Source organism: Citrobacter portucalensis, assembly GCF_023374935.1.
GTDB lineage: Bacteria > Pseudomonadota > Gammaproteobacteria > Enterobacterales > Enterobacteriaceae > Citrobacter > Citrobacter portucalensis.
Genome location: NZ_CP092466.1, coordinates 841,383 through 865,504 on the forward strand (window position 1 = coordinate 841,383; position 24,122 = coordinate 865,504).

22 protein-coding genes and 1 other RNA gene are annotated in these 24,122 nt (G+C 53.9%); 15 read left to right on the forward strand and 8 right to left on the reverse strand.

Annotated elements, in window-relative coordinates; genetic code table 11:
* Positions 1–183 precede the first annotated feature (183 nt).
* The 7 genes from epd (at position 184) to srsR (ending at position 7,326) form a co-directional block, all read left to right on the forward strand.
* Positions 184–1,212 (forward strand): erythrose-4-phosphate dehydrogenase, encoded by a 1,029-nt coding sequence (epd, locus tag LY264_RS04090; protein ID WP_008785759.1) that lies wholly within the window; start codon positions 184–186, stop codon positions 1,210–1,212.
* 39 nt (positions 1,213–1,251) lie between these two features.
* Positions 1,252–2,415, forward strand: coding sequence for a phosphoglycerate kinase (gene pgk, locus LY264_RS04095; protein WP_003027032.1), 1,164 nt, complete (start codon positions 1,252–1,254; stop codon positions 2,413–2,415).
* An 88-nt stretch (positions 2,416–2,503) separates the two neighbouring features.
* Positions 2,504–3,583, forward strand: a complete 1,080-nt coding sequence (gene fbaA, locus LY264_RS04100) for a class II fructose-bisphosphate aldolase (protein ID WP_003027029.1) — start codon at positions 2,504–2,506, stop codon at positions 3,581–3,583.
* Positions 3,584–3,774: 191 nt separating this feature from the next.
* Positions 3,775–4,635 carry a small-conductance mechanosensitive channel MscS gene (locus tag LY264_RS04105; protein ID WP_003825461.1) on the forward strand — a complete coding sequence of 287 codons (861 nt, stop codon included), beginning with the start codon at positions 3,775–3,777 and terminating at the stop codon, positions 4,633–4,635.
* A gap of 195 nt (positions 4,636–4,830) precedes the next feature.
* Complete coding sequence (argO, locus tag LY264_RS04110; RefSeq protein WP_003027005.1) at positions 4,831–5,466, forward strand: arginine exporter ArgO; 636 nt, start codon at positions 4,831–4,833, stop codon at positions 5,464–5,466.
* 93 nt (positions 5,467–5,559) lie between these two features.
* Complete coding sequence (locus tag LY264_RS04115; protein ID WP_003825465.1) at positions 5,560–6,306, forward strand: oxidative stress defense protein; 747 nt, start codon at positions 5,560–5,562, stop codon at positions 6,304–6,306.
* A gap of 123 nt (positions 6,307–6,429) precedes the next feature.
* Positions 6,430–7,326, forward strand: a complete 897-nt coding sequence (gene srsR, locus LY264_RS04120) for a LysR family transcriptional regulator SrsR (protein WP_003825467.1) — start codon at positions 6,430–6,432, stop codon at positions 7,324–7,326.
* Here the strand turns inward: srsR and LY264_RS04125 are convergent.
* From LY264_RS04125 to argP, 5 genes are all read right to left on the reverse strand, one after another.
* Positions 7,323–8,789, reverse strand: a complete 1,467-nt coding sequence (locus tag LY264_RS04125) for an acetyl-CoA hydrolase/transferase family protein (protein ID WP_048225482.1) — start codon at positions 8,787–8,789, stop codon at positions 7,323–7,325. The genes srsR and LY264_RS04125 overlap by 4 nt on opposite strands.
* Before the next feature lie 24 nt (positions 8,790–8,813).
* A complete protein-coding gene (gene scpB / locus LY264_RS04130) occupies positions 8,814–9,599 on the reverse strand; it encodes a methylmalonyl-CoA decarboxylase (protein ID WP_008785757.1) in 786 nt (261 codons plus the stop codon).
* A gap of 10 nt (positions 9,600–9,609) precedes the next feature.
* A complete protein-coding gene (gene meaB / locus LY264_RS04135) occupies positions 9,610–10,605 on the reverse strand; it encodes a methylmalonyl Co-A mutase-associated GTPase MeaB (RefSeq protein WP_048225479.1) in 996 nt (331 codons plus the stop codon).
* Positions 10,598–12,742: a methylmalonyl-CoA mutase gene (scpA, locus tag LY264_RS04140; RefSeq protein ID WP_048215581.1), complete on the reverse strand. Its 2,145-nt coding sequence runs from the start codon at positions 12,740–12,742 to the stop codon at positions 10,598–10,600. The genes meaB and scpA overlap by 8 nt, the downstream gene beginning before the upstream one ends.
* 233 nt (positions 12,743–12,975) lie before the next feature.
* Positions 12,976–13,869: a DNA-binding transcriptional regulator ArgP gene (gene argP / locus LY264_RS04145; RefSeq protein WP_003825477.1), complete on the reverse strand. Its 894-nt coding sequence runs from the start codon at positions 13,867–13,869 to the stop codon at positions 12,976–12,978.
* Between the two features lie 170 nt (positions 13,870–14,039).
* On the opposite strand from argP, the gene rpiA reads away from it, so the two are divergent.
* Both rpiA and serA read left to right on the forward strand, forming a co-directional pair.
* Positions 14,040–14,699 carry a ribose-5-phosphate isomerase RpiA gene (gene rpiA / locus LY264_RS04150; protein WP_003825479.1) on the forward strand — a complete coding sequence of 220 codons (660 nt, stop codon included), beginning with the start codon at positions 14,040–14,042 and terminating at the stop codon, positions 14,697–14,699.
* 271 nt (positions 14,700–14,970) lie between these two features.
* Positions 14,971–16,203, forward strand: a complete 1,233-nt coding sequence (gene serA, locus LY264_RS04155) for a phosphoglycerate dehydrogenase (protein ID WP_003825480.1) — start codon at positions 14,971–14,973, stop codon at positions 16,201–16,203.
* Positions 16,204–16,322: 119 nt separating this feature from the next.
* On the opposite strand, the gene LY264_RS04160 is transcribed toward serA, so the two are convergent.
* The 3 genes from LY264_RS04160 to zapA all read right to left on the reverse strand — a co-directional run bounded on the left by LY264_RS04160 (position 16,323) and on the right by zapA (position 17,493).
* Positions 16,323–16,919 carry a 5-formyltetrahydrofolate cyclo-ligase gene (locus LY264_RS04160; RefSeq protein WP_003825482.1) on the reverse strand — a complete coding sequence of 199 codons (597 nt, stop codon included), beginning with the start codon at positions 16,917–16,919 and terminating at the stop codon, positions 16,323–16,325.
* Positions 16,920–16,938: 19 nt separating this feature from the next.
* Positions 16,939–17,122: non-coding RNA, 6S RNA (gene ssrS / locus LY264_RS04165), on the reverse strand.
* Positions 17,123–17,163: 41 nt separating this feature from the next.
* Positions 17,164–17,493 carry a cell division protein ZapA gene (zapA, locus tag LY264_RS04170; protein ID WP_003026980.1) on the reverse strand — a complete coding sequence of 110 codons (330 nt, stop codon included), beginning with the start codon at positions 17,491–17,493 and terminating at the stop codon, positions 17,164–17,166.
* Positions 17,494–17,660: 167 nt separating this feature from the next.
* Between zapA and LY264_RS04175 the strand changes: the two genes are divergently transcribed.
* The 6 genes from LY264_RS04175 to gcvH all read left to right on the forward strand — a co-directional run bounded on the left by LY264_RS04175 (position 17,661) and on the right by gcvH (position 24,044).
* Positions 17,661–18,239, forward strand: coding sequence for a YecA/YgfB family protein (locus tag LY264_RS04175; RefSeq protein WP_003026978.1), 579 nt, complete (start codon positions 17,661–17,663; stop codon positions 18,237–18,239).
* Positions 18,240–18,263: 24 nt separating this feature from the next.
* Complete coding sequence (pepP, locus tag LY264_RS04180; RefSeq protein WP_048215582.1) at positions 18,264–19,589, forward strand: Xaa-Pro aminopeptidase; 1,326 nt, start codon at positions 18,264–18,266, stop codon at positions 19,587–19,589.
* The gene (ubiH, locus tag LY264_RS04185) at positions 19,586–20,764 is read left to right on the forward strand and encodes a 2-octaprenyl-6-methoxyphenyl hydroxylase (RefSeq protein ID WP_048225476.1); all 1,179 of its coding nucleotides are present in this window, start codon (positions 19,586–19,588) and stop codon (positions 20,762–20,764) included. Before pepP ends, ubiH begins: the two co-directional genes overlap by 4 nt.
* A gap of 115 nt (positions 20,765–20,879) precedes the next feature.
* A complete protein-coding gene (gene ubiI, locus LY264_RS04190) occupies positions 20,880–22,082 on the forward strand; it encodes an FAD-dependent 2-octaprenylphenol hydroxylase (protein ID WP_071692621.1) in 1,203 nt (400 codons plus the stop codon).
* Between the two features lie 452 nt (positions 22,083–22,534).
* The gene (gene gcvT, locus LY264_RS04195) at positions 22,535–23,629 is read left to right on the forward strand and encodes a glycine cleavage system aminomethyltransferase GcvT (RefSeq protein WP_048225472.1); all 1,095 of its coding nucleotides are present in this window, start codon (positions 22,535–22,537) and stop codon (positions 23,627–23,629) included.
* Positions 23,630–23,654: 25 nt separating this feature from the next.
* Positions 23,655–24,044: a glycine cleavage system protein GcvH gene (gene gcvH / locus LY264_RS04200; protein ID WP_003026965.1), complete on the forward strand. Its 390-nt coding sequence runs from the start codon at positions 23,655–23,657 to the stop codon at positions 24,042–24,044.
* Positions 24,045–24,122: the final 78 nt, after the last annotated feature.

The following is a 24,122-nucleotide window of genomic DNA, read 5'->3' on the forward strand; positions in this document are numbered from 1 at the left end:
TGTTGCTGGACAATCATTCCTTTTATTCCGCGTTTCGCTTATTCTAGCTGAAGCGTTTCAGTCGATTAAATGTTCGACAATTAACCAATTAGTCGCAGTTTGCGACAGGTAAGGTTTCCCTGAGCGATTTGCTGCATTACTCTGTCAGCCACATCGTTTCTGAGAAATCCTTGCAGGAGACCTATGACCGTACGCGTAGCGATTAATGGTTTCGGTCGCATCGGACGCAACGTGGTTCGTGCTTTGTATGAATCCGGGCGTCGGGCGGAAATCACCGTGGTGGCAATCAACGAACTTGCGGATGCTGCAGGCATGGCGCATTTGTTGAAATATGACACCAGCCATGGGCGTTTTGCCTGGGATGTTCGTCAGGAACGTGACCAGCTCATCGTTGGTGATGACGCGATCCGCATTTTGCATGAGCGAACGCTCGACGCGCTGCCATGGCGTGAACTGGGTGTCGACATCGTGCTGGATTGTACGGGGGTCTTCGGCAATCGCGAACACGGCGAGGCGCATATTGCCGCTGGTGCAAAAAAAGTGCTCTTTTCACATCCTGGTAGTCACGACATCGACGCAACCGTTGTGTATGGCGTTAATCAGGATCAGCTGCGCGCTGAGCACCGGATCGTTTCCAACGCTTCCTGCACCACGAATTGCATAATACCCGTCATTAAATTGCTGGATGATGCTTACGGCATTGAGTCTGGTACCGTCACCACGATCCACTCCGCGATGCACGATCAGCAGGTTATTGATGCTTATCATCCTGACCTGCGTCGCACGCGAGCGGCCAGCCAGTCGATTATTCCGGTTGATACCAAACTGGCGGCGGGCATCACGCGAATTTTTCCGCAGTTTAACGATCGTTTTGAAGCGATAGCGGTGCGTGTACCGACCATAAATGTGACGGCGATCGACTTAAGCGTGACGGTGAAAAAACCAGTAAAAGCCAGTGAAGTCAACCAGTTGCTGCAAAAAGCAGCACAAGGTGCATTTCATGGTATAGTTGACTATACGGAATTACCGTTGGTCTCTGTAGATTTTAACCACGACCCGCACAGTGCCATCGTTGATGGTACGCAAACGCGTGTGAGTGGCGCTCACCTGATCAAAACGCTGGTCTGGTGTGATAATGAATGGGGCTTTGCTAACCGTATGCTCGACACTACGTTAGCGATGGCTGCTATTGGTTTCAGGCTCGACGCTTGAGCGTCGACAAAACTTTATGAATCAACGAGAGGATTCACCATGTCTGTAATTAAGATGACCGATCTGGATCTGGCTGGTAAACGCGTTTTTATCCGTGCGGACCTGAACGTACCAGTTAAAGAAGGGAAAGTAACCAGCGATGCGCGTATCCGTGCTTCTTTGCCGACCATCGAACTGGCCCTGAAACAGGGTGCGAAAGTGATGGTAACTTCCCACCTGGGTCGTCCTACCGAAGGCGAGTACAACGAAGAATTCTCTCTGCTGCCGGTTGTTAACTACCTGAAAGACAAACTGTCTGCTCCGGTTCGCCTGGTAAAAGATTACCTGGACGGCGTTGAAGTCGCTGCCGGTGAACTGGTGGTTCTGGAAAACGTTCGCTTCAACAAAGGCGAGAAGAAAGACGACGAAGCACTGTCCAAAAAATATGCTGCGCTGTGCGACGTATTCGTAATGGATGCTTTCGGTACAGCTCACCGTGCACAGGCTTCTACTCACGGTATCGGTAAATTCGCTGATGTAGCTTGCGCAGGCCCGCTGCTGGCTGCTGAGCTGGATGCGCTGGGTAAAGCACTGAAAGAACCTGCTCGTCCGATGGTTGCTATCGTTGGCGGTTCTAAAGTTTCCACCAAACTGACCGTTCTGGATTCTCTGTCAAAAATCGCTGACCAGCTGATCGTTGGCGGTGGTATCGCGAACACCTTCGTTGCCGCTCAAGGCCACAACGTGGGTAAATCCCTGTACGAAGCTGACCTGGTTGACGAAGCAAAACGTCTGCTGACCACTTGCGACATCCCGGTCCCGACTGACGTTCGCGTAGCGACTGAATTCTCTGAAACTGCACCGGCTACTCTGAAGTCCGTTAGCGATGTGAAAGAAGACGAGCAGATCCTGGACATCGGCGACGCTTCTGCACAGCAGCTGGCTGACATCCTGAAAAATGCGAAAACCATTCTGTGGAATGGCCCGGTTGGCGTGTTCGAATTCCCGAACTTCCGCAAAGGTACTGAAATCGTTGCTAACGCTATCGCAGACAGCGAAGCGTTCTCTATCGCAGGCGGCGGTGACACCCTGGCAGCAATCGACCTGTTCGGCATTGCTGACAAAATCTCCTACATCTCCACTGGCGGCGGCGCTTTCCTCGAATTCGTGGAAGGTAAAGTATTGCCAGCAGTAGCGATGCTCGAAGAGCGCGCTAAAAAGTAAGCATTTAATGGGCAGGGAAACCTGCCCAATTATTAGCGCGCTTTAGAGCGCGCGCCCTTTCCAAGGCCGAAGATACAGGATTCGTAATATGTCTAAAATTTTTGATTTCGTAAAACCAGGCGTAATCACTGGTGATGACGTACAGAAAGTTTTCCAGGTAGCAAAAGAAAACAACTTTGCTCTGCCAGCTGTTAACTGCGTTGGTACCGACTCCATCAACGCCGTTCTGGAAACCGCTGCAAAAGTTAAAGCGCCGGTAATCGTACAGTTCTCCAACGGTGGTGCTTCTTTCATCGCGGGTAAAGGCGTGAAGTCTGACGTTCCTCAGGGCGCTGCAATCCTGGGTGCTATCTCTGGCGCGCATCACGTTCACCAGATGGCTGAACACTACGGTGTTCCGGTTATCCTGCACACTGACCACTGCGCGAAGAAACTGCTGCCGTGGATCGACGGTCTGCTGGACGCGGGTGAAAAACACTTCGCAGCAACCGGCAAACCGCTGTTCTCTTCTCACATGATCGACCTGTCTGAAGAGTCTCTGGAAGAGAACATCGAAATCTGCTCCAAATACCTGGCGCGCATGTCCAAAATGGGCATGACCCTGGAAATCGAACTGGGTTGCACCGGTGGCGAAGAAGACGGCGTGGACAACAGCCACATGGACGCTTCTGCACTGTACACCCAGCCGGAAGACGTTGATTACGCATACACCGAGCTGAGCAAAATCAGCCCGCGTTTCACCATCGCAGCTTCCTTCGGTAACGTACACGGCGTTTACAAGCCGGGTAACGTTGTTCTGACCCCGACCATCCTGCGCGACTCTCAGGACTATGTTTCTAAGAAACATAACCTGCCGCACAACAGCCTGAACTTCGTCTTCCACGGCGGTTCCGGTTCTACTGCTCAGGAAATCAAAGACTCCGTAAGCTACGGCGTAGTGAAAATGAACATCGACACCGATACCCAATGGGCTACCTGGGAAGGCGTTCTGAACTACTACAAAGCGAATGAAGCTTACCTGCAGGGCCAGTTGGGCAACCCGAAAGGCGAAGATCAGCCGAACAAGAAATACTACGATCCGCGCGTATGGCTGCGTGCTGGTCAGGCAACCATGATCACCCGTCTGGAACAGGCTTTCAAAGAACTGAACGCGGTTGACGTTCTGTAATTTACGCCGTTCTACGTGACATGAGGCCCGCAAATGCGGGCCTTTTTTATTGCCATTTCAATATGCTGCTGGCAGAGAATTCTGTGATCTGTTTGGCAAAATCCAGGTTTATTGTTTACCCTTGTCAGATTGCCAGTCCCGTTGGGACGGCTTTATTTTTCCCATTTGGGTAAGCAAAAAAGGAATATTGAATGGAAGATTTGAATGTTGTCGACAGCATAAATGGTGCGGGCACCTGGCTGGTCCGCAATCAGGAGCTGCTGTTAAGCTATGCCGTCAACATCGTTGCGGCCATCGCCATTGTCATTATCGGTATGATTGTGGCGCGCATCGTATCAAACACCGTTAACCGCCTCATGGTGGCACGTAAAATTGATGCAACCGTTGCTGACTTCCTCTCCGCACTGGTGCGCTACGGGATTATCGCGTTCACGCTGATTGCCGCTCTGGGTCGCGTAGGGGTACAAACCGCTTCTGTGATTGCCGTTCTCGGTGCCGCAGGTTTAGCCGTTGGTCTGGCGCTGCAAGGTTCGCTGTCTAACCTCGCCGCTGGCGTGCTGCTGGTGATGTTCCGTCCGTTCCGCGCAGGTGAGTATGTAGACCTCGGCGGCGTAGCGGGAACCGTACTTAACGTGCAGATTTTCTCCACCACCATGCGTACCGTAGACGGTAAAATTGTGGTGATCCCAAACGGTAAAATCATTGCCGGGAACATCATTAACTTCTCTCGCGAACCGGTTCGCCGTAACGAATTCATTATTGGCGTGGCCTACGATTCCGATATCGATCAGGTGAAAAAAATCCTCACCGATATCATTCAGTCTGACGAGCGTATCCTTAAAGATCGTGAAATGACGGTGCGCCTGAATGAGCTGGGCGCTTCCTCGATCAATTTTGTGGTACGCGTCTGGAGCAACAGTAGCGATCTGCAAAGCGTCTACTGGGACGTACTGGAGCGTATTAAACGCGAGTTTGACGCCAACGGTATCAGCTTCCCGTACCCGCAGATGGATGTGAACTTCAAGCGTGTGAAAGAGAGCGCGGCAGAGTAATCGCGTGCCCGGTGGCGCTATCGCTTACCGGGCCCGCAGGTTTTGTAGGCCGGATAAGGCGTCAGCCGTCATCCGGCATTTCCCCCCCCCCCGTGGTATTAATTCTTCTTATCCCTGATTAAAATTATCCATTTCCGCTAATGTTTTCCCCGCGCTATAGTCTGCTCCTAAGAGAAACAGTTCGGGATGATTAACGTGTTATCGTATTATTTTCAAGGGCTTGCACTTGGTGCGGCTATGATACTTCCGCTCGGTCCGCAAAACGCCTTCGTGATGAATCAGGGCATTCGTCGCCAGTATCACATCATGATTGCTTTACTCTGCGCTATCAGCGACTTAGTGCTGATTTGCGCGGGGATCTTTGGCGGTAGCGCCTTGCTGATGCAGTCACCATGGCTGATGGCGCTTGTCACCTGGGGTGGGGTGGCATTTTTACTCTGGTACGGTTTCGGGGCGTTAAAAACGGCGATGAGCAGTAACCTGGAACTGGCCAGCGCCGAGGTGATGAAGCAGGGCCGCTGGAAAATTATCGCTACTATGCTGGCGGTGACATGGCTAAACCCCCATGTTTACCTGGATACCTTTGTGGTGCTGGGGAGTCTGGGAGGCCAACTGGACGTTGAGCCTAAGCGCTGGTTTGCGCTGGGTACCGTCAGCGCTTCGTTCCTGTGGTTCTTCGGCCTGGCATTGCTGGCGGCCTGGCTCGCTCCGCGTTTGCGCACTGCTAAAGCACAGCGGATCATCAATACCCTGGTAGGATTGGTGATGTGGTTTATCGCTTTTCAGTTGGCAAAAGAAGGTGTTGCGCACGTTCATGCGTTGTTCAACTAAGTGTTGTCTGATGGACAACGCAGCGAGATCGGCTAAGCTTGCCTGCATGTGCCCTGAGTTTCGGGGTAATTAATGAAACATGGAGGAACGACCGTGAAGTTCAAAATAATGGCCCTGGCGGCATTAGTCGGATTCAGCGCACTATCGGTACAGGCAAATGAGTTGCCAAATGGACCGCACATCGTGACTTCCGGAACGGCAAGCGTGGATGCGACACCAGACATCGCTACTCTGGCGATTGAAGTGAACGTTGCTGCAAAGGATGCGGCTTCAGCGAAGAAGCAGGCAGATGAGCGCGTGGCGCAATATCTGTCCTTCCTTGAACAGAACCAGATAGCGAAGAAAGATATTAGCGCGGCAAACCTGCGCACCCAGCCGGACTACGACTACCAGAATGGTAAAAGCGTCCTTAAAGGCTATCGTGCGGTACGTACCGTTGAGGTCACGCTGCGTCAGTTGGACAAACTCAACGCGCTGCTTGATGGTGCGCTGAAGGCCGGTCTGAATGAGATCCGTTCGGTATCGCTTGGCGTTGCCCAGCCGGATACTTACAAAGATAAAGCGCGTAAAGCAGCAATTGATGATGCTATTCATCAGGCTGAGCAGTTAGCTGCGGGCTTTAACAGCAAATTGGGGCCCGTTTACAGCGTGCGTTACCACGTTTCCAATTATCAACCGAGCCCGATGGTACGGATGATGAAAGCAGATGCAGCGCCTGCGACATCCGCTCAGGAAACCTACGAACAGCCGGTTATTCAGTTTGACGATCAGGTTGATGTGGTCTTCCAGATTGAGCCGACGGCGGGGCAGCCAGCAGCAACGCCAGCCAAAACCCAGTAATCATTGCAGACCCGGCTTTCCAGCCGGGTTTTTTCTGTGAGCAACTGTAAAAATGAGACCCCACATCCAGTCTTTTTTTTCGCCGTAATGAGGATAGGCCATAGCGATTTTTAAGGGGACGCTATGGATATTTTTATCTCGAAAAAGATGCGTAATTTCATTCTGCTGGCGCAAACCAATAACATTGCCAGAGCGGCAGAAAAAATACATATGACCGCATCGCCTTTCGGTAAAAGCATTGCCGCACTGGAGGATCAAATCGGCTATACGCTGTTTACCCGCAAAGATAACAACATCAGTCTGAATAAAGCCGGACAGGAACTGTATCAGAAGCTGTTTCCCGTTTATCAGCGCCTTTCTGCCATTGATAACGAAATCCATAACGCCTCTCGCCGCTCGCGGGAAATCGTCATCGGGATCGACAATACCTACCCAACGATTATTTTTGACCAGTTGATTAGCCTTGGTGACAAGTATGACGGCGTGACGGCTCAGGCCGTTGAATTCAGCGAGAATGGGGTGATTGATAACCTGTTCGATCGCAAACTGGATTTTATTATCTCGCCGCAGCACGTTTCCCCCCGCGTCCAGGAACTGGAGAATCTGGCGATTAGCGAGCTGCCTCCGCTGCGTCTGGGGTTTCTCGTTTCCCGGCGCTACGAAGAAAAACAGCCGCAGGATCTGCTGCGCGAGCTGCCCTGGCTGCAAATGCGCTTCCAGAATCGCGCCAACTTTGAGGCGATGCTGGATGCATACATGCGGCCCTGTGGGATCAACCCGACGATTATCTACCGTCCGTACAGCTTTATGGCCAAGATCAGCGCGGTAGAGCGCGGGCAGTTTTTGACGGTGATTCCTCACTTCGCCTGGCGGCTGGTGAACCCGTCGACGCTAAAGTATTTCGATGCGCCCGGCAGCCCCATGTATATGCAGGAGTTTCTCTATTCGCTGAAAAACCATCGTTATACCGCCACGATGCTTCAGCATATTGCTGAAGATCGTGACGGTGGTGCAAGTTAACCGAGCATCGATCCTGTTTCGAGAAGATTACGATGCAGATCGAACGCATGGCTGAGATCGTGATGGATATGTCCGCCGGGTGCTTTCTCCAGATAGCGGTGCAGATAATCCCGGTAAAGAGGGTGCGCACAGTTATCGATAATCGTGTGCGCCCGCTGCATCGGAGATAGCCCACGCAGATCGGCAATCCCTTGTTCGGTCACGATCACTTTAACGCTATGTTCGCTGTGGTCGACATGGCTGCACATCGGTACGATGGTGGAGATTTTCCCGCCTTTGGCAATCGACGGCGCCATAAAGATAGACAGGTAGGCATTGCGCTCGAAATCCCCGCTGCCGCCGATGCCATTCATCAGGTTCACCCCCGCAACGTGCGTGGAATTGGCATGGCCGTAGATATCAAACTCCAGACCGACGTTGAGCGCAATAACCCCCAGCCGACGGATGATCTCCGGGTTATTGGAGATCTCCTGCGGGCGCAGCACAATCCGGCTGGCGAAGAAGTCCATGTTGTCGTAAATCTTTTGTAGCGACGGGGCTGAAATGGTCAGGCTGGAGGCGCTGGCACCTGTTATCTTGCCCGTTTCCAGCAGATGCACCACCGACTCCTGCAACACCTCCGAATACATCATAAAGGGCGGGATATCCGGGTTCTCGCCCAGTCGCGCCATTACCGCGTTGTTGATATTGCCCACGCCGCTTTGTAAGGGTAGAAACTCAGCTGGAATACGTTTGTGAGCCATTTCTGCCAGCAGGAAAGTGACGACGTTATCGGCAATTTGCTGGCTGACCGGATTGGTTTTATCCGCCGCATTTCCGGCATCGGGCAGCTCGGTATCCACCACCGCAACCACCTTTTTGGGGTCTATCTGTACGCACTGACTGCCTACGCGATCCATGGTATGAAAAATGGGTACGCTGTTACGCCGCGGCGGCGCACCGGGTATCACGATGTCGGCAAACTCCGCCACGCGCGGATTATGGTAATGATTCAATTCAATGATCACTTTTTTCGCCCGCAGCAGCCAGGTCGGCGCATTACCAATACCGCTGGAAAGCCAAATCCGGCCATCTGGCGCAATGGCGGAGGCTTCAATGACGGCAACATCGATCTCGCCAAAAAAGCCGTAATTAACCATTTGCGCCACTTCACTCAAATGGAGATCGACAAACCTCACCTGGCCCTGATTAATTTTCTCGCGCAGGCCCGATGACGTTTGATAAGGCGCCCGCCAGGAAACGGCATCCGCCGCGGATAGAACATCATCAGCGGCGGCGCCAATTGATGCTCCGGTCAGCAGGCGGATCTGAAAAGGCTGCCCGTTCTGATGCCGTTCGCAGGCGCGTTGGGCAATTGCGCTGGGTAACGCTTTGGGTGAACCCGCAGGGGTAAAGCCGCTAAACGCCACCATATCATCGTGCTGGATAATTTCTGCCGCCTGTTCGGCGCTCATCCGTTTCATGGCCGTCTCCTTCCTCGGACGTGATTAATGGCCAACAAAATTTGGTTTACGTTTTTCCATAAACGCGTTCATCCCTTCCTGATAATCCTCGCTGTCGTACACCGCGCGGCGCATGCCCTGAATACGCTCGAACTCATCGGAATTCATGGTGTGCGCTTCACCCAGCACGCGCAGTTCTTCTTTGATGACGGCGATGGCCAGCGGCGCTTTTTCCGAGATGTGGTGCGCCATTTGCAGAGTGAAATCTTCCAGTTCCTCAACGGGCACGACATGGTTAAGGATCCCGACCGCCATGGCGCGTTGAGCGGTGATGGGCGAAGCGGTAAAAATCAGCTCTTTCACGATGTGAAAACCAGCGTCGCGGGTCAGGTTGTGGATGCCCACCAGGTTATACGGCACACCGAGGTTGACCGGGGTCATCGAGAAAGTGGAGGTACTGGCTGCAATGATCAGATCGGAACTCATGATCATCTCAAACGCGCCGCCCCAGACGCTGCCTTCGACCATGGAGATCACCGGCTTCGGGTATTTTTGGATCATACGGGTTATCTGACGCAGCGGATCGTCATAAGAGAGCGGATCGCGACGTCCGGTCGGGAGTTCATGAATATCATGCCCGGCAGAAAACACTTTGGCCCCGCTTGGAGCGCGCAGAATGATGCAGCGAATGTCTGCACGATTGAGATCGCTCAGCGCCTGCATCAGATCGTCAATAAACACTTTACTCAGGGCATTGAGCTTGCGGGCGTAATTGAACTCAATAACCGCGACTTTCTGGATGATGACCACGTTGACGTATTGATAAGACATAATGTTCTCTTTATTGAAAGTAATGATGCTGAATAAATTCGCTGATGTGCCGCAGACCGGTGCGCGGCGAAAGATCATTGTTTTTGACGGCCTGAAGCGTCTGCTGGAAATAGCGGTCGAAATCAGTGCGGGCAAACAACAGATGCAGGGCTTCTTCTTCAGCCTGTTGGTGTAACCAGTCCACCGCCTGCTGCTGGCGAACTTTTTCCAGTCGACCGCTGGCGGTCAGGCACGTTTTAAAGTCGGTTATCGCCTGCCAAACCTCCTCGATACCGCGTTTTTCCAGGGCGCTACAGGTCAGAACCCGCGGCTGCCACTCGTCATATTTGCGGCGCAGAATATGCAGGGCGGACTCGTACATATGGCGGGCAATGGCAACGCTGGTATGGTTATCACCGTCGTCCTTATTGATGACGACCAGATCCGCCATTTCCATCAGGCCTTTTTTGATGCCCTGTAAATCGTCGCCACCGCCAGCGATTTGCAGTGAGATAAAGCAATCCACCATGCCTGCGACTTCGGTTTCTGACTGCCCAACGCCGACAGTTTCTACAATCACCACGTCAAAGCCAGCCGCTTCGCACAGCAGCATTAATTCGCGGGCACGCTGGCTGGCACCGCCTAAATGACCGCAGGAAGGGACCGGGCGAATAAACGCAGATTCGGCGCGGGCCAGCTCCGTCATGCGGGTTTTATCGCCAAGAATGCTGCCGCCGCTGACCGGGCTGCTGGGATCGACGGCGATCACCGCTACCCGTAATCCGTGGCGGATAAGCAGCATGCCGAATGCTTCCAGGAAAGTGCTTTTGCCCGCGCCCGGCGTACCGGTGATCCCCAAACGCAGGGCGTTACCGGTGAACGGCATAATCGCGTCCAGCAATTGCGTACTCAACGGCTGGTGGCGCGGGTGGTTGCTTTCGACCAGCGTCATCGCCTGGGCGAGCGTAGCCCGTTCGCCGAGTCGCAAACGGCGGACGGTATCTTCAAGCGTGGCGGCGTTAATCATGATGCTGACTGATACGGGTTAACACATCGCGGACGCTGTCGAGCATTGGCGTGCCGGGACCATAAATGGCTGCCACGCCATGTTCGTGCAGGAAGGCGTAATCCTGTGGCGGAATAACGCCTCCTGCTACCACGCAGATATCTTCACGCCCCCATTTTTTGAGTGCGGTAACCAACTCAGGAATCAGCGTTTTATGGCCCGCCGCCAGTGACGATGCGCCTATTACATGCACATCGTTTTCTACCGCCAGACGGGCGATCTCTTCCGGAGTGGAGAACATCGGGCTGAGATCGACATCAAAACCGAGATCGGAATAGGCGCTGGCGATCACCTTCGCGCCGCGATCGTGGCCGTCCTGACCCATCTTGGCGATCAGAATACGCGGGCGGCGTCCATTTTCCGCGAGGAACTGTTCGGTTTGCGCAACAATGGCATCGAACTCGTCGGCGGATTTGTCTGACTGGTGATAGCTTTGCGCAATCACCCCGGTGACGCACTGGCTGGGAACCAGATACCGGTCAAAGGCGACCTCCAGCGCGTCGGAGATTTCACCGAGCGTGGCGCGAACGCGAGCGGCGCTGACGGCGGCGGCCAGCAGGTTTTCATTATGCTGCGCGGCGTGGGTCAGCGCGGATAGCGCGGTCTTGACGGCATCGTTGTCGCGGGTGGTGCGGATATGCTGCAGCGAGGCAATCTGCTCGTTGCGCACCTTCACGTTGTCGATCTCCAGTACCGACGTCTCGTCTTCTTTATCCAGTTTGTACTTATTGACGCCGACGATAACGCGCTTACCCTGGTCGATCAGCGATTGTTCACGCGCGGAAGCTTCTTCGATCATCCGTTTAGGGAGTCCGGCTTCGATCGCTTTCGCCATGCCGCCTGCCTCATCAATCTGTTTGATGATCGTGCGTGCCTGCTTCACAATTTGATCGGTGAGTGACTCGACGTAATACGATCCGGCCAGCGGATCAACGGTGCGGCAGATCTCTGATTCTTCCTGAATGATGATCTGCGTATTACGCGCAATACGGGCGGAGAAATCGGTGGGCAGACCGAGCGCTTCATCAAAAGCATTGGTATGCAGCGACTGGGTGCCGCCAAGCGTAGCGCCGAGTGCTTCAATAGTGGTTCGTACCACGTTGTTGTACGGGTCCTGCTCGGTCAGGCTCCAGCCGGACGTCTGGCAGTGGGTACGCAGAGCGAGAGATTTCGGGTTGGTCGCGCCAAAGCTGCTGACCGCTTCACTCCACAAATAGCGCGCCGCGCGCAGCATGGCGACGTTCATAAACAGATCCATGCCGATACCGAAGAAGAACGACAGGCGCGGGGCGAAGTCATCAATTTTCAGTCCGGCGGAGAGTGCAGCTTTGATGTATTCAATACCGTCTGCCAGCGTAAACGCTACCTGCTGCACGCAGTTCGCTCCGGCTTCACCCATGTGATAGCCGCTGATGCTGATGGTGTTAAAGCGCGGCATGTTGCCAGAGCACCAGGCGATGATGTCGGCGATAATGCGCATGGACGGTTTTGGGGGATAAATGTAGGTGTTGCGGCACAGGTACTCTTTCAGAATATCGTTCTGAATGGTCCCGGTGAGTTGTTCCGGCGCTACGCCTTGTTCTTCTGCAGCGACGATATAAAACGCCAGCACAGGTAGAACCGCGCCGTTCATGGTCATCGATACTGACATCTTATCCAGCGGGATCTGGTCGAACAGTATCTTCATATCTTCGACGGTATCGATCGCCACGCCTGCTTTACCGACGTCACCCGCCACGCGTGGGTTGTCAGAGTCATAGCCACGATGGGTGGCAAGGTCAAAGGCGACGGAAAGTCCTTTTTGTCCGGCGGCGAGGTTGCGGCGGTAAAAGGCGTTGGACTCTTTGGCGGTTGAGAAACCGGCGTACTGACGAATGGTCCATGGCTGCGCGGTATACATGGTGGCGCGCGGGCCGCGCACATACGGCGGCAGGCCGGGGAGAGTACCGGTTACTTCCAGATTATCGAGGTCTTCTTCGGTGTACAGCGGCTTGATGGCAATCCCTTCCGCCGTCTGTCTTTCCAGCGACTCGACGGTTTTTTCCCGGCGACTGAGTTCTTTATTGGCGAGTGTTTGCCACTCCTGCACGTTTGCCATTTTTTGCTCCGTATTACGCAATAAGTTGAATCTTTGCGAATACGGTGAGCTTTTTCATTTGGCTTGTCGCCAGCAAAAAATAGCCAACAGGGCGTCGTTTTTTGCCGCGTGGCGTGTTTGATTTTGTGATTTATTTCAAAGACGTGGCGGGAATAGCATGAAAAGAGGGTAAAAGGCTTGTCGGCCGGATAGGGCGTTACGCCACCATCCGGCACTCAGAGGTTATGAGCGGTTTAATCCTGACGCAGTACGTTGTGACCATAGGCCAGCAGCGCATCGGTGACGTTGCGCATCATGCGGCTTTCCGGTGCAAAACGGTGCCAGTACAGCATCCGGCGCTGGAACAGGCCCGGTGTTAAGTCGATAAGTTCGCCGCTTTCTAGTTCTTTCTCAATCTGCAAGTGGGGGATCATGCAGCAGGTCGTTCCCTGACGCGCCAATTGAACAAAGGCTTCAGACGAGTTAACGATATGGCACGGCACGCTGCCCGGTGGCAGGTCGAAGTTTTGTTGCAGGAACGCCTGGTGCATATCATCAAGATGGTCAAACGCTACCGCTGGGGCTTTCAGCAGGGCCGAGCGGGTGACGCCGTTAGGGAAATAGCGCTCGGCGAAAGGTTTAGAGCCAACAAACAGGTAGTCCAGCGCGCCGAGTTTATCCACCAGACAGCTTGGCAGCGCCTGATGCTGAATACTCACCGCACCGACCACCTCACCACGACGCAGACGCTCCTGAGTGCGCGTTTCATCCTCAACCTGCAGGTTCAGCCGAATCGGCGAATTTGCCAGTACCGGAGCCAGCGCAGGAAGTAACCAGGTCGCCAGACTGTCGGCGTTCACCGCCAGTGAGAGCAGCAGCGGCGTCGAGCCGGTTTGTTCATCACCCAGCCACTCGTCTTCCAGCAGTTCAACCTGACGCAAAAGCGCCAGTAGTTTCTGCCCCTGTTCGGTTGGGCGTGGTGGTACGGTACGCACCAGCAGCGGTTGTCCGAACATATTCTCAAGCTGTTTTATGCGCTGTGAAACCGCGGATTGCGTGATGCACAGCTTTTGCGCCGCGCGCTCAAATCCTCGTTCACGAATAACCGCATCCAGTGCTTGTAGTGTTCTGTAGTCCGGACGTTTCATTGCTTTGACGCACTCCTGAAAATTTTGCTTGTTCTGCACTATGACACAAATTTAGGTTGGGTAAAGACGAAATCCGCCGCTTGCGAGCGGGTGTGGGGACATTTTTCTGCACAATGTTCTATAATGCGCGTGAATTTTCCCACCATATTCACACCACAGGCGAAACGATCATGACGCAGGATGAACTGAAAAAAGCAGTAGGATGGGCGGCACTTCAGTATGTACAGCCCGGTACCATTGTGGGCGTAGGTACAGGTTCAACAGCCGCACACTTTATTGATGCGCTGGGCACAATGAAAGGTCAGATTGAAGGTGCGGTATCCAGTTCGGACGCTTCAACCGAAAAACTCAAAAGCCTCGGTATCCACGTGTTCGATCTTAACGAAGTGGACAGCCTCGGCGTATACGTTGACGGCGCGGATGAAATCAACGGCCACATGCAGATGATCAAGGGCGGCGGCGCAGCGTTGACCCGTGAAAAAATTATTGCTTCCGTGGCGAAGAAATTTATCTGCATTGCCGACGCGTCCAAAGAAGTCGATATTCTCGGTAACTTCCCACTGCCGGTTGAAGTGATCCCAATGGCGCGCAGCGCTGTGGCTCGCCAGTTGGTGAAGCTGGGCGGTCGTCCTGAATACCGTCAGGGCGTAGTGACGGACAATGGTAACGTGATCCTTGATGTACACGGTCTGGAGATCCTCGATGCCATCGCGATGGAAAACGCCATCAATGCGATTCCGGGCGTGGTAACCGTCGGTCTGTTTGCCAACCGTGGTGCGGATGTCGCGCTGATCGGTACACCAGACGGCGTGAAAACTATCGTAAAATGATCTGACGGGAGTGTCTTCTCCCGTTAAAAAAATTTTGGCAGGGCAAATTTGGTGACTTGTGTCACGTTTATAATATTGTCCTGCCGATCTCTCCAAAGAAAAAGTTATCGCCAGTATTTTCCTCTGACATTTCTCTCTGAATGACATTTCTTCAGCACGGCGACGCAAACGTTCATATTGCCGCAATATTATTTTTTGATATGTTGAAGAGACGGATGAAAATCCCACACACAACACATCAGTTTGAACAAAAAAAGACAGGGTCGGGGAAATGGCAAAGGTATCACTGGAGAAAGATAAGATTAAATTTCTGCTGGTTGAAGGCGTGCATCAAAAAGCGCTCGAAAGCCTTCGTGCAGCAGGTTATACCAACATCGAGTTTCATAAAGGCGCTCTGGACACTGAACAACTGAAAGAGTCCATCCGTGATGCCCACTTCATTGGCCTGCGATCCCGTACCCATCTGACTGAAGATGTGATTGACGCCGCAGAGAAACTGGTCGCGATTGGCTGCTTCTGTATCGGCACCAACCAGGTTGATCTCAGCGCTGCGGCAAAGCGCGGTATCCCCGTGTTTAACGCACCATTCTCTAACACACGTTCCGTTGCGGAACTGGTGATTGGCGAACTGCTGCTCCTGCTACGCGGCGTACCCGAAGCAAACGCCAAAGCACACCGCGGCGTGTGGAATAAACTGGCTACCGGCTCGTTTGAAGCGCGTGGCAAAAAACTGGGGATCATCGGCTATGGCCACATTGGTACTCAGCTAGGCATTCTGGCGGAATCGCTGGGGATGCACGTCTATTTCTATGATATTGAAAATAAACTCCCGCTCGGCAACGCCACGCAGGTGCAGCATCTTTCCGACCTGCTCAATATGAGCGACGTGGTCAGTTTGCACGTACCGGAAAATGCCTCCACCAAAAATCTGATGGGTGCGCGTGAGATTGCGTTGATGAAACCAGGCGCACTGCTGATCAACGCCGCACGCGGCACAGTTGTTGATATTCCTGCGCTGTGCGACGCGTTAGCGACCAAGCACCTGGCAGGGGCAGCAATCGACGTATTCCCAACCGAGCCGGCAACCAACAGCGATCCTTTCACTTCGCCGCTGTGTGATTTCGACAACGTGATCCTGACGCCGCACATTGGTGGTTCAACGCTGGAAGCACAGGAAAACATCGGTCTGGAAGTGGCTGGGAAACTGACCAAGTATTCCGACAACGGCTCTACGCTGTCTGCAGTTAACTTCCCGGAAGTTTCGCTGCCGCTGCACGGCGGTCGTCGTCTGATGCACATTCACGAAAACCGTCCGGGCGTACTGACTGCGCTGAACCAGATTTTTGCCGAGCAGGGCGTCAACATTGCCGCGCAGTATCTGCAGACTTCCGCACAGGTAGGTTACGTGGTTATTGATATTGAAGCGGATGAAGATGTGGCAGAGAAAGCGCTGCTGGCGATGAAAGCCCTTCCGGGAACCATTCGCGCTCGTCTGCTGTACTGATTTCCTCTACATGGGCAGGCGGTTGACCTGCCCATCCTTCCTCTGATTTTCCGGCCTCAAAATCTCTTCCTGTCACGCATACATTCTGTTTTCGAGCCTTGCCGCAATTGGCAAAAAAGCTACCACTCCCAGATTTTGGACGGCGTCACCACCGCAGGCAGCGGGATATCCCATTCTTCGACAGGCAGCTTTTCCACTCGCTGACAATCGTGCGCGTAGCCTACGGGCTGGATCTTATGCTGCTGCCAGTTTTGAAGCGTCCGATCGTAAAATCCACCGCCCATACCCAGGCGTTGCCCGACCTCATCAAACGCCACTAACGGCGTAATCAGTACATCCAGCTGTGAGAGCGGCAATACGTCACGTACATCAAGCCGTGGTTCCTGGATCTTTAAGCGATTGGTTACCAGGTCGCTGTGCGGATGATAGTGCAGGAACAGCAGGTTGCCAGGGCTGAAGGGATGAAGAACCGGAAGATAGACGCGCTTGCCTGCCCGCCACAGCTGATCTATTAGCGGCTGGGTATCGAGTTCGCCATCGAACGAGAGGAATACCGCCACGGTATGAGCGAGTACAACAGGGGGATAACTGAGCATTCGGGTCGCGGCTTGCTGACCGTATTGTCGTTGCTGTTCGGAAGTAAGCGCGCGACGACGCTGCCGAATCAGTTGACGGATTTCTTGCCGAGATAAAGGGAGTTCAGAAAGTAATGTCATGGCTGTTGCCAGGTAGAAGGGAATCTCCGAGATGCCGCCGCAGGCTGTAACCCTTGAACCCTTGGTTCAAGGTGAATGCGTCGTCACAGTTTTAAGGCTTCTCGGACGGGCCGAGCATGCTCACCAACCGTGGAGCGCCACATTCTTGTGGTATGAAATATCGGCTCAGGGGACTGGCCCGCTTGCAAACATCTCAGAGAAATTTTGTCTTCACGGTCACTCTACCACAGTAAACCGAAAAGTGTTATTCAAAGTTTTGGCCCGTTTTTTCGGTTATGCGACCCTGATCAAGCAACGCCTGTTCGATGGTCTGTTGTAGCATCCGAATACGTTGTTCCATGCTCGCCGCGTACTCACGCGTCTTCGCTTTTTCCTGAGTTAATTCATAGCTGATGTTCAACGCGGCGATGAAAACCAACTGCTCAGTATTTGTGACTCTAGTGCGAACTTTCAGATCTTGCAATCGCTGATTGAGATCGTCCGCAGCCTGATTCAACGCATCCCTTTGTTCAGGCGGGCAATTCACTCGCAGTGAACGGCCAAATATTTGGATATCGACGGGTTGTGCAGACATGCCACCTTCCTGCTGATTGACTGCGCTGCCTTCGTCTCCAGACCGTGGGTCCGCGAAGGGGCGACACTATAGCTACCCTGGTATCAAGATACAAGCCCTTTTCTGGTCCACCAGGGTCCAAAGTGGTAGCATATCATGAATATTCCTCCCTTTGATGACGAATGCTTATGTCTATACAGAACGAAATGCCTGGTTACAACGAAGTTAGCCAGTTTTTGAACCAACAAGGGGCTGGATTAACCCCGGCCGAAATGCACGGCTTGATAAGCGGAATGATTTGCGGCGGAAACAACGACAGCTCATGGCAGCCGCTGCTGCACGACCTGACGAACGAAGGTCTGGCTTTTGGTCACGAGCTGGCTCAGGCGCTGCTGAAAATGCACTCAGCCACCAGCGATGCCCTCGAAGACGACGGCTTCCTTTTTCAGCTTTATCTGCCTGAAGGGGATGACGTCAGCGTTTTCGATCGCGCCGATGCGCTGGCGGGGTGGGTAAACCACTTTTTACTGGGCCTTGGCGTCACGCAGCCGAAGCTCGACAAAGTGACCGGCGAAACCGGGGAAGCGATTGACGACCTGCGCAATATCGCTCAATTGGGATATGACGAAGACGAAGATCAGGAAGAGCTGGAAATGTCGCTCGAAGAGATCATCGAATATGTGCGCGTAGCCGCCTTGCTGTGCCATGACACGTTTACGCGTCAGCAGCCGACCGCGCCGGAAGTCCGTAAACCGACTCTGCACTAAGAACGAAACGCAAAGGAGAGTGTGATGAGCGAGATATCTCAGCAAGAATTCCAGCGTCGTCGCCAGGCTTTACTGGCACAAATGCAGCCCGGCAGCGCCGCGCTGATTTTTGCCGCACCGGAAGCGACGCGTAGTGCGGACAGTGAATACCCTTACCGCCAAAGCAGTGATTTCTGGTACTTCACCGGTTTTAACGAACCTGAAGCCGTGCTGGTGCTGATTAAAAGTGATGACACTCATAACCACAGCGTTTTGTTCAATCGGGTTCGCGATCTGACGGCGGAGATCTGGTTTGGCCGCCGTCTGGGTCAGGATGCTGCCCCGGCAAAACTTGGCGTTGACCGGGCGCTGGCCTTCAGTGAAATCAACCAACAGCTGTATTTGCTGCTCAATGGTCTGGACGCGGTATACCACGCCCAGGGCGAGTATGCCTGGGCAGACGAGATTGTGTGCACGGCGCTGGATAAACTGCGCAAAGGCTCCAGACAAAATCTGCACGCGCCTGCCGCGATTATCGACTGGCGTCCGATGGTGCATGAAATGCGCCTGTTCAAATCACCGGAAGAAATTGCGGTCATGCGTCGTGCCGGAGAAATCACCGCACTGGCGCATACCCGCGCGATGGAAAAATGCCGTCCAGGAATGTTTGAATACCAGTTAGAAGGGGAGATTCACCATGAATTTACCCGTCATGGCGCGCGTTATCCGTCCTATAACACGATTGTCGGCAGCGGTGAAAACGGCTGTATTCTGCATTACACCGAAAATGAAAGTGAAATGCGCGATGGCGATCTGGTGCTGATTGACGCTGGCTGTGAATACAAAGGCTATGCGGGTGACATTACGCGAACCTTCCCGGTAAACGGTAAATTTACCCCAGCACAGCGTGAAATCTACGATATCGTACTGGAATCCTTAGAGACCAGCCTGCGTCTGTATCGTCCCGGAACGTCCATTCAGGAAGTCACTGGCGAAGTGGTGCGCATCATGATTACGGGCCTGGTGAAGCTTGGCATTCTGCACGGTGATGTCGATCAGTTGATTACCGAAAATGCGCACCGCCCATTCTTTATGCATGGTCTAAGTCACTGGCTTGGGCTGGATGTGCACGACGTCGGCGTTTATGGTCAGGACCGCTCACGTATTCTTGAGCCGGGAATGGTACTCACCGTCGAACCGGGACTGTATATCGCGCCGGATGCCGATGTACCGCCGGCCTATCGTGGTATCGGCATTCGTATTGAGGATGACATCCTCATCACCGAGGACGGCAATGAAAACCTGACCGCCAGCGTAGTGAAGAAAGCCGATGATATTGAAGCCTTAATGGCTGCGGCGCGACTGCAATGAGCGTGATTATCGTTGGTGGTGGTATGGTTGGCGCGACGCTGGCGCTGGCCATTTCTCAGCTCAGCCATGGGACTCTGCCGGTTCATCTGATAGAAGCGAGCGAACCTGAAACTGACCGCCATCCTGGGTTTGACGCCCGGGCGATCGCGCTGGCGGCAGGAACCTGCCAACAGCTGGCGAGAATTGGCGTATGGCAGGCGATTGCCGATTGCGCAACGGCCATTAAAACGGTTCACGTCAGCGATCGCGGCCATGCCGGATTTGTGACGCTGGATGCGCAGGAATACCGTATTCCGGCTCTGGGCCAGGTGGTAGAACTGCACGACGCCGGGCTGCGTCTGTTTGCGCTGCTGCGCAAAGCACCGGGTGTCACATTGCACTGCCCCGACCGCGTAGCCAGCGTGTCGCGCACGCAGGAGCGCGTTGAAGTGACGCTGGAGAATGGCGAGATGATTACCGGTCGCCTGCTGGTGGCTGCTGACGGCACGCGTTCCGCACTGGCGACTGCCTGCGGTGTTGACTGGCTGCAACAGCCTTATGAGCAACTGGCGGTGATTGCCAACGTCACGACCTCTGTACCGCACGATGGGCGAGCGTTTGAACGCTTCACGCAATATGGCCCGCTGGCAATGCTGCCAATGTCTGACGGTCGCTGCTCGCTGGTGTGGTGCCATCCGCTGGAGCAGCGTGATGAGATCATGGCCTTGTCCGACGAACAGTTTTGCCGTGAACTGCAAACCGCTTTTGGCTGGCGACTGGGACGTATTACCCAGGCTGGTAAACGCAGCGCTTATCCGCTTTCGTTAACTACGGCGCTGAAAGCGATTACCCATCGTACCGTGCTGGTAGGGAACGCCGCCCAGACGCTGCACCCCATTGCCGGGCAAGGTTTCAACCTTGGCCTGCGCGATGTAATGAGCCTTGCTGAGACGTTGACGCAGGCGCAAAACGGCGCGGAAGATGTGGGTGATTATGCGGTGCTGGCACGCTATCAGCAGCGCCGCGAGCGCGATCGCGAGACGACGATTGGTGTGACCAACAATTTAGTGTATTTGTTTGCCAATCACTGGGCCCCGCTGGTTGTTGGGCGCAATGTCGGGTTGATGGCGATGGAATTATTCACCCCTGCGCGCGATGCGCTGGCGGAGCGGACCCTGGGTTGGGTTGCACGATAAATATGACCTGTAGGCCGGATAAGGCAACGCCGACATCCGGCAAGGGTCCCCGCAAAAATGCCTGATGGCACTGCGCTTATCAGGCCTACGGATTACAGGTTTCGAGGTATAAACAGTGCAAAGTGTTGATGTAGCAATTGTTGGTGGCGGCATGGTGGGGCTGGCGGTTGCCTGCGGCCTGCAGGGCAGTGGGTTGCGCGTTGCTGTATTAGAACAACATGTTCCGCAGCCGTTGGCGGCGGATGCACCTCCTCAGCTTCGCGTTTCGGCCATTAATGCAGCCAGCGAAAAACTGCTTACCCGTCTTGGCGTCTGGTCCGACATTGTTGCTCGTCGCGCTTGCTGCTACCACGGCATGGAAGTCTGGGACAAAGACAGCTTTGGACGTATTGCGTTTGATGACCAGAGCATGGGCTACAGCCATTTGGGCCACATCGTTGAAAACTCAGAAATCCATTATGCACTGTGGCAAAAGGCACAGCGTTCAGCGGATATTACGCTGATGGCGCCAGCTGAAATACAGCAGGTGGCCTGGGGCGAGAACGAAGCATTTCTAAGCCTCAAAGATGGCGCAATGCTGACGGCGCGTCTGGTCGTCGGTGCCGATGGCGCTAATTCCTGGCTGCGCAATAAAGCGGACATTCCGCTCACCTTCTGGGACTACCGTCATCATGCGCTGGTGGCGACTATCCGTACGCAGGAAGCTCACGGTGCGGTTGCGCGTCAGGCGTTTCATGGCGAGGGGATCCTGGCATTCCTGCCACTCAGCGATCCACACCTGTGTTCTATTGTCTGGTCGCTCTCGCCGCAGGAAGCAGAACGTATGCAGCAGGCAAGCGTTGACGAGTTTAATCAGGCGCTGAATATCGCCTTTGATAATCGTCTGGGGCTGTGCAGCCTTGAAAGCGAACGTCAGGCGTTTCCGCTGACGGGACGTTATGCCCGCCAGTTCGCGGCCCATCGTCTGGTGCTGGTGGGGGATGCGGCGCATACCATCCACCCGCTGGCGGGTCAGGGGGTTAACCTTGGCTTTATGGATGCGGCGGAGCTGATCGATGAACTTAAGCGGCTACAACGTCAGGGTAAAGATATTGGGCAGTATCTCTATTTACGCCGCTACGAGCGCAGCCGTAAGCACAGTGCAGCGCTGATGCTGGCGGGGATGCAGGGTTTCCGTGAACTGTTTGCAGGCGAGAATCCGGCGAAAAAACTGCTACGCGATATTGGGCTGAAACTGGCCGATACCCTCCCGGGCGTAAAACCACAACTCATCCGTCAGGCGATGGGACTGAACGATCTTCCCGAGTGGTTACGTTAGTGTCCGTAAGGACAATCTTAAGAGTTTGAGACCCGTCACACTTTCCTCTCCCGGCCTTCGCGCCGGGGTGCTTCTCTCATTTGAAATAATCTAATTCCACGCCTTTTTTCGCATTAGTTTTTCTAATATTGCGTTTTTTTCATAACGCCATTTTTGACATTTTTTCCACATTTAATGTGGATTGGTGCTGTGATTTTACGCTTACATTTGTTTGTTGTTCTGATTAATTGCTATATGTATGGAGTTTTATTCTGTTGGTGATCTGGCTGTTTTTCGCCATAAGCTAATGTGATGGTTAATTTTGACTTATGGTTTAGCGTCTGTTTCGGTGGTAAGTTCAGGACAAAGAGAACGTTTGCGTCGTAGCCCCTGGAGCGGCTGCGGTGCTGGGTTTCGTGGCGAAAATTTCACCGCGAAAGAGTTGGTAGCCCCGCTTATTCAACGAGGAAAAGATGGCTCAACAGACTCCTTTGTACGAACAACACTCGCTATGTGGCGCGCGCATGGTCGATTTCCATGGCTGGATGATGCCACTGCATTACGGTTCTCAGCTCGATGAACACCATGCTGTTCGCACCGACGCCGGAATGTTTGATGTGTCGCATATGACCATCGTCGACCTGCGCGGTAGCCGCACCCGGGAGTTCTTGCGTTATCTGCTGGCAAACGACGTCGCGAAGCTAACGAAGACGGGTAAAGCCCTCTACTCCGGGATGCTCAACGCTTCGGGCGGCGTGATAGATGACCTGATTGTCTACTACTTCACTGAAGATTTCTTCCGCCTCGTTGTAAACTCCGCCACCCGCGAAAAAGACCTATCCTGGATTACCCAACACGCTGAACCTTACGCCATCGACATCACCGTTCGTGACGACCTGTCGCTGATTGCGGTGCAGGGGCCAAACGCGCAGGAAAAAGCAGCCACGTTGTTTACTGACGAACAGCGCCATGCGGTAGAAGGTATGAAGCCGTTCTTTGGCATTCAGGCGGGTGATTTGTTTATCGCAACCACCGGTTATACCGGCGAAGCAGGCTATGAAATCGCCATGCCGAATGAAAAAGCGGCTGATTTCTGGCGTGCGCTGGTACAAGCAGGCGTCAAACCTTGTGGTCTCGGCGCGCGCGACACCCTGCGTCTGGAAGCGGGTATGAACCTGTACGGTCAGGAGATGGACGAAGGGATTTCTCCGCTGGAAGCCAATATGGGTTGGACCATTGTGTGGGAACCTGCCGACCGCGACTTTATTGGTCGTGAAGCACTGGAAATGCAGCGCGAAAAAGGCCACGAACAGCTGGTCGGGCTGGTGATGACTGAGAAGGGCGTGCTGCGTAATGAACTGCCGGTGCGTTTCACCGATGCTTCTGGCAACCAGCATGAAGGCATTATCACCAGTGGCACATTCTCCCCAACCCTGGGTTACAGCATCGCGTTGGCGCGCGTGCCTGCGGGTATCGGTGAGACTGCGATCGTACAGATCCGTAACCGTGAAATGCCGGTAAAAGTGACTAAACCTGTTTTTGTGCGTAACGGCAAAGCCGTCGCGTAATTCATCCTTTTTTGGAGATTGATTGATGAGCAACGTACCTGCAGAACTGAAATACAGCAAAGAACACGAATGGCTGCGCAAAGAAGCTGACGGCTCTTACACCGTTGGTATCACCGAACACGCTCAGGAGCTGTTAGGTGACATGGTTTTCGTTGACCTGCCAGAAGTTGGCGCCACCGTCAGCGCGGGCGATGATTGCGCCGTTGCGGAGTCCGTAAAAGCGGCATCCGATATCTATGCGCCAGTAGGCGGTGAGATTGTTGCGGTTAACGATGCGCTCAGCGACTCCCCGGAACTGGTCAACAGCGAACCGTATGCGGGCGGCTGGATTTTCAAAATCAAAGCCAGCGATGAAAGCGAAATTGAATCGCTGTTGGATGCCACTGCGTACGAGGCATTACTGGAAGACGAATAAGATTGTGCCGGATGGCACTGCGTTTATCCGGCCTACGGTTTTATGTAGGCCCGGTAAGCGTCAGCGCCACCGGGCAAT

Coding starts and splice junctions, on each gene's coding strand:
- rpiA (WP_003825479.1), top strand. CDS start 14,040: ATGACGCAGGATGAACTGAAAAAAGCAGTAGGATGGGCGGCACTTCAG.
- gcvH (WP_003026965.1), top strand. CDS start 23,655: ATGAGCAACGTACCTGCAGAACTGAAATACAGCAAAGAACACGAATGG.
- argP (WP_003825477.1), bottom strand. CDS start 13,869: ATGAAACGTCCGGACTACAGAACACTACAAGCACTGGATGCGGTTATT.
- zapA (WP_003026980.1), bottom strand. CDS start 17,493: ATGTCTGCACAACCCGTCGATATCCAAATATTTGGCCGTTCACTGCGA.
- scpA (WP_048215581.1), bottom strand. CDS start 12,742: ATGGCAAACGTGCAGGAGTGGCAAACACTCGCCAATAAAGAACTCAGT.
- scpB (WP_008785757.1), bottom strand. CDS start 9,599: ATGTCTTATCAATACGTCAACGTGGTCATCATCCAGAAAGTCGCGGTT.
- LY264_RS04175 (WP_003026978.1), top strand. CDS start 17,661: ATGTCTATACAGAACGAAATGCCTGGTTACAACGAAGTTAGCCAGTTT.
- LY264_RS04160 (WP_003825482.1), bottom strand. CDS start 16,919: ATGACATTACTTTCTGAACTCCCTTTATCTCGGCAAGAAATCCGTCAA.
- pgk (WP_003027032.1), top strand. CDS start 1,252: ATGTCTGTAATTAAGATGACCGATCTGGATCTGGCTGGTAAACGCGTT.
- pepP (WP_048215582.1), top strand. CDS start 18,264: ATGAGCGAGATATCTCAGCAAGAATTCCAGCGTCGTCGCCAGGCTTTA.
- LY264_RS04125 (WP_048225482.1), bottom strand. CDS start 8,789: ATGAAACGGATGAGCGCCGAACAGGCGGCAGAAATTATCCAGCACGAT.
- LY264_RS04105 (WP_003825461.1), top strand. CDS start 3,775: ATGGAAGATTTGAATGTTGTCGACAGCATAAATGGTGCGGGCACCTGG.
- gcvT (WP_048225472.1), top strand. CDS start 22,535: ATGGCTCAACAGACTCCTTTGTACGAACAACACTCGCTATGTGGCGCG.
- srsR (WP_003825467.1), top strand. CDS start 6,430: ATGGATATTTTTATCTCGAAAAAGATGCGTAATTTCATTCTGCTGGCG.
- ubiH (WP_048225476.1), top strand. CDS start 19,586: ATGAGCGTGATTATCGTTGGTGGTGGTATGGTTGGCGCGACGCTGGCG.
- fbaA (WP_003027029.1), top strand. CDS start 2,504: ATGTCTAAAATTTTTGATTTCGTAAAACCAGGCGTAATCACTGGTGAT.
- meaB (WP_048225479.1), bottom strand. CDS start 10,605: ATGATTAACGCCGCCACGCTTGAAGATACCGTCCGCCGTTTGCGACTC.
- epd (WP_008785759.1), top strand. CDS start 184: ATGACCGTACGCGTAGCGATTAATGGTTTCGGTCGCATCGGACGCAAC.
- serA (WP_003825480.1), top strand. CDS start 14,971: ATGGCAAAGGTATCACTGGAGAAAGATAAGATTAAATTTCTGCTGGTT.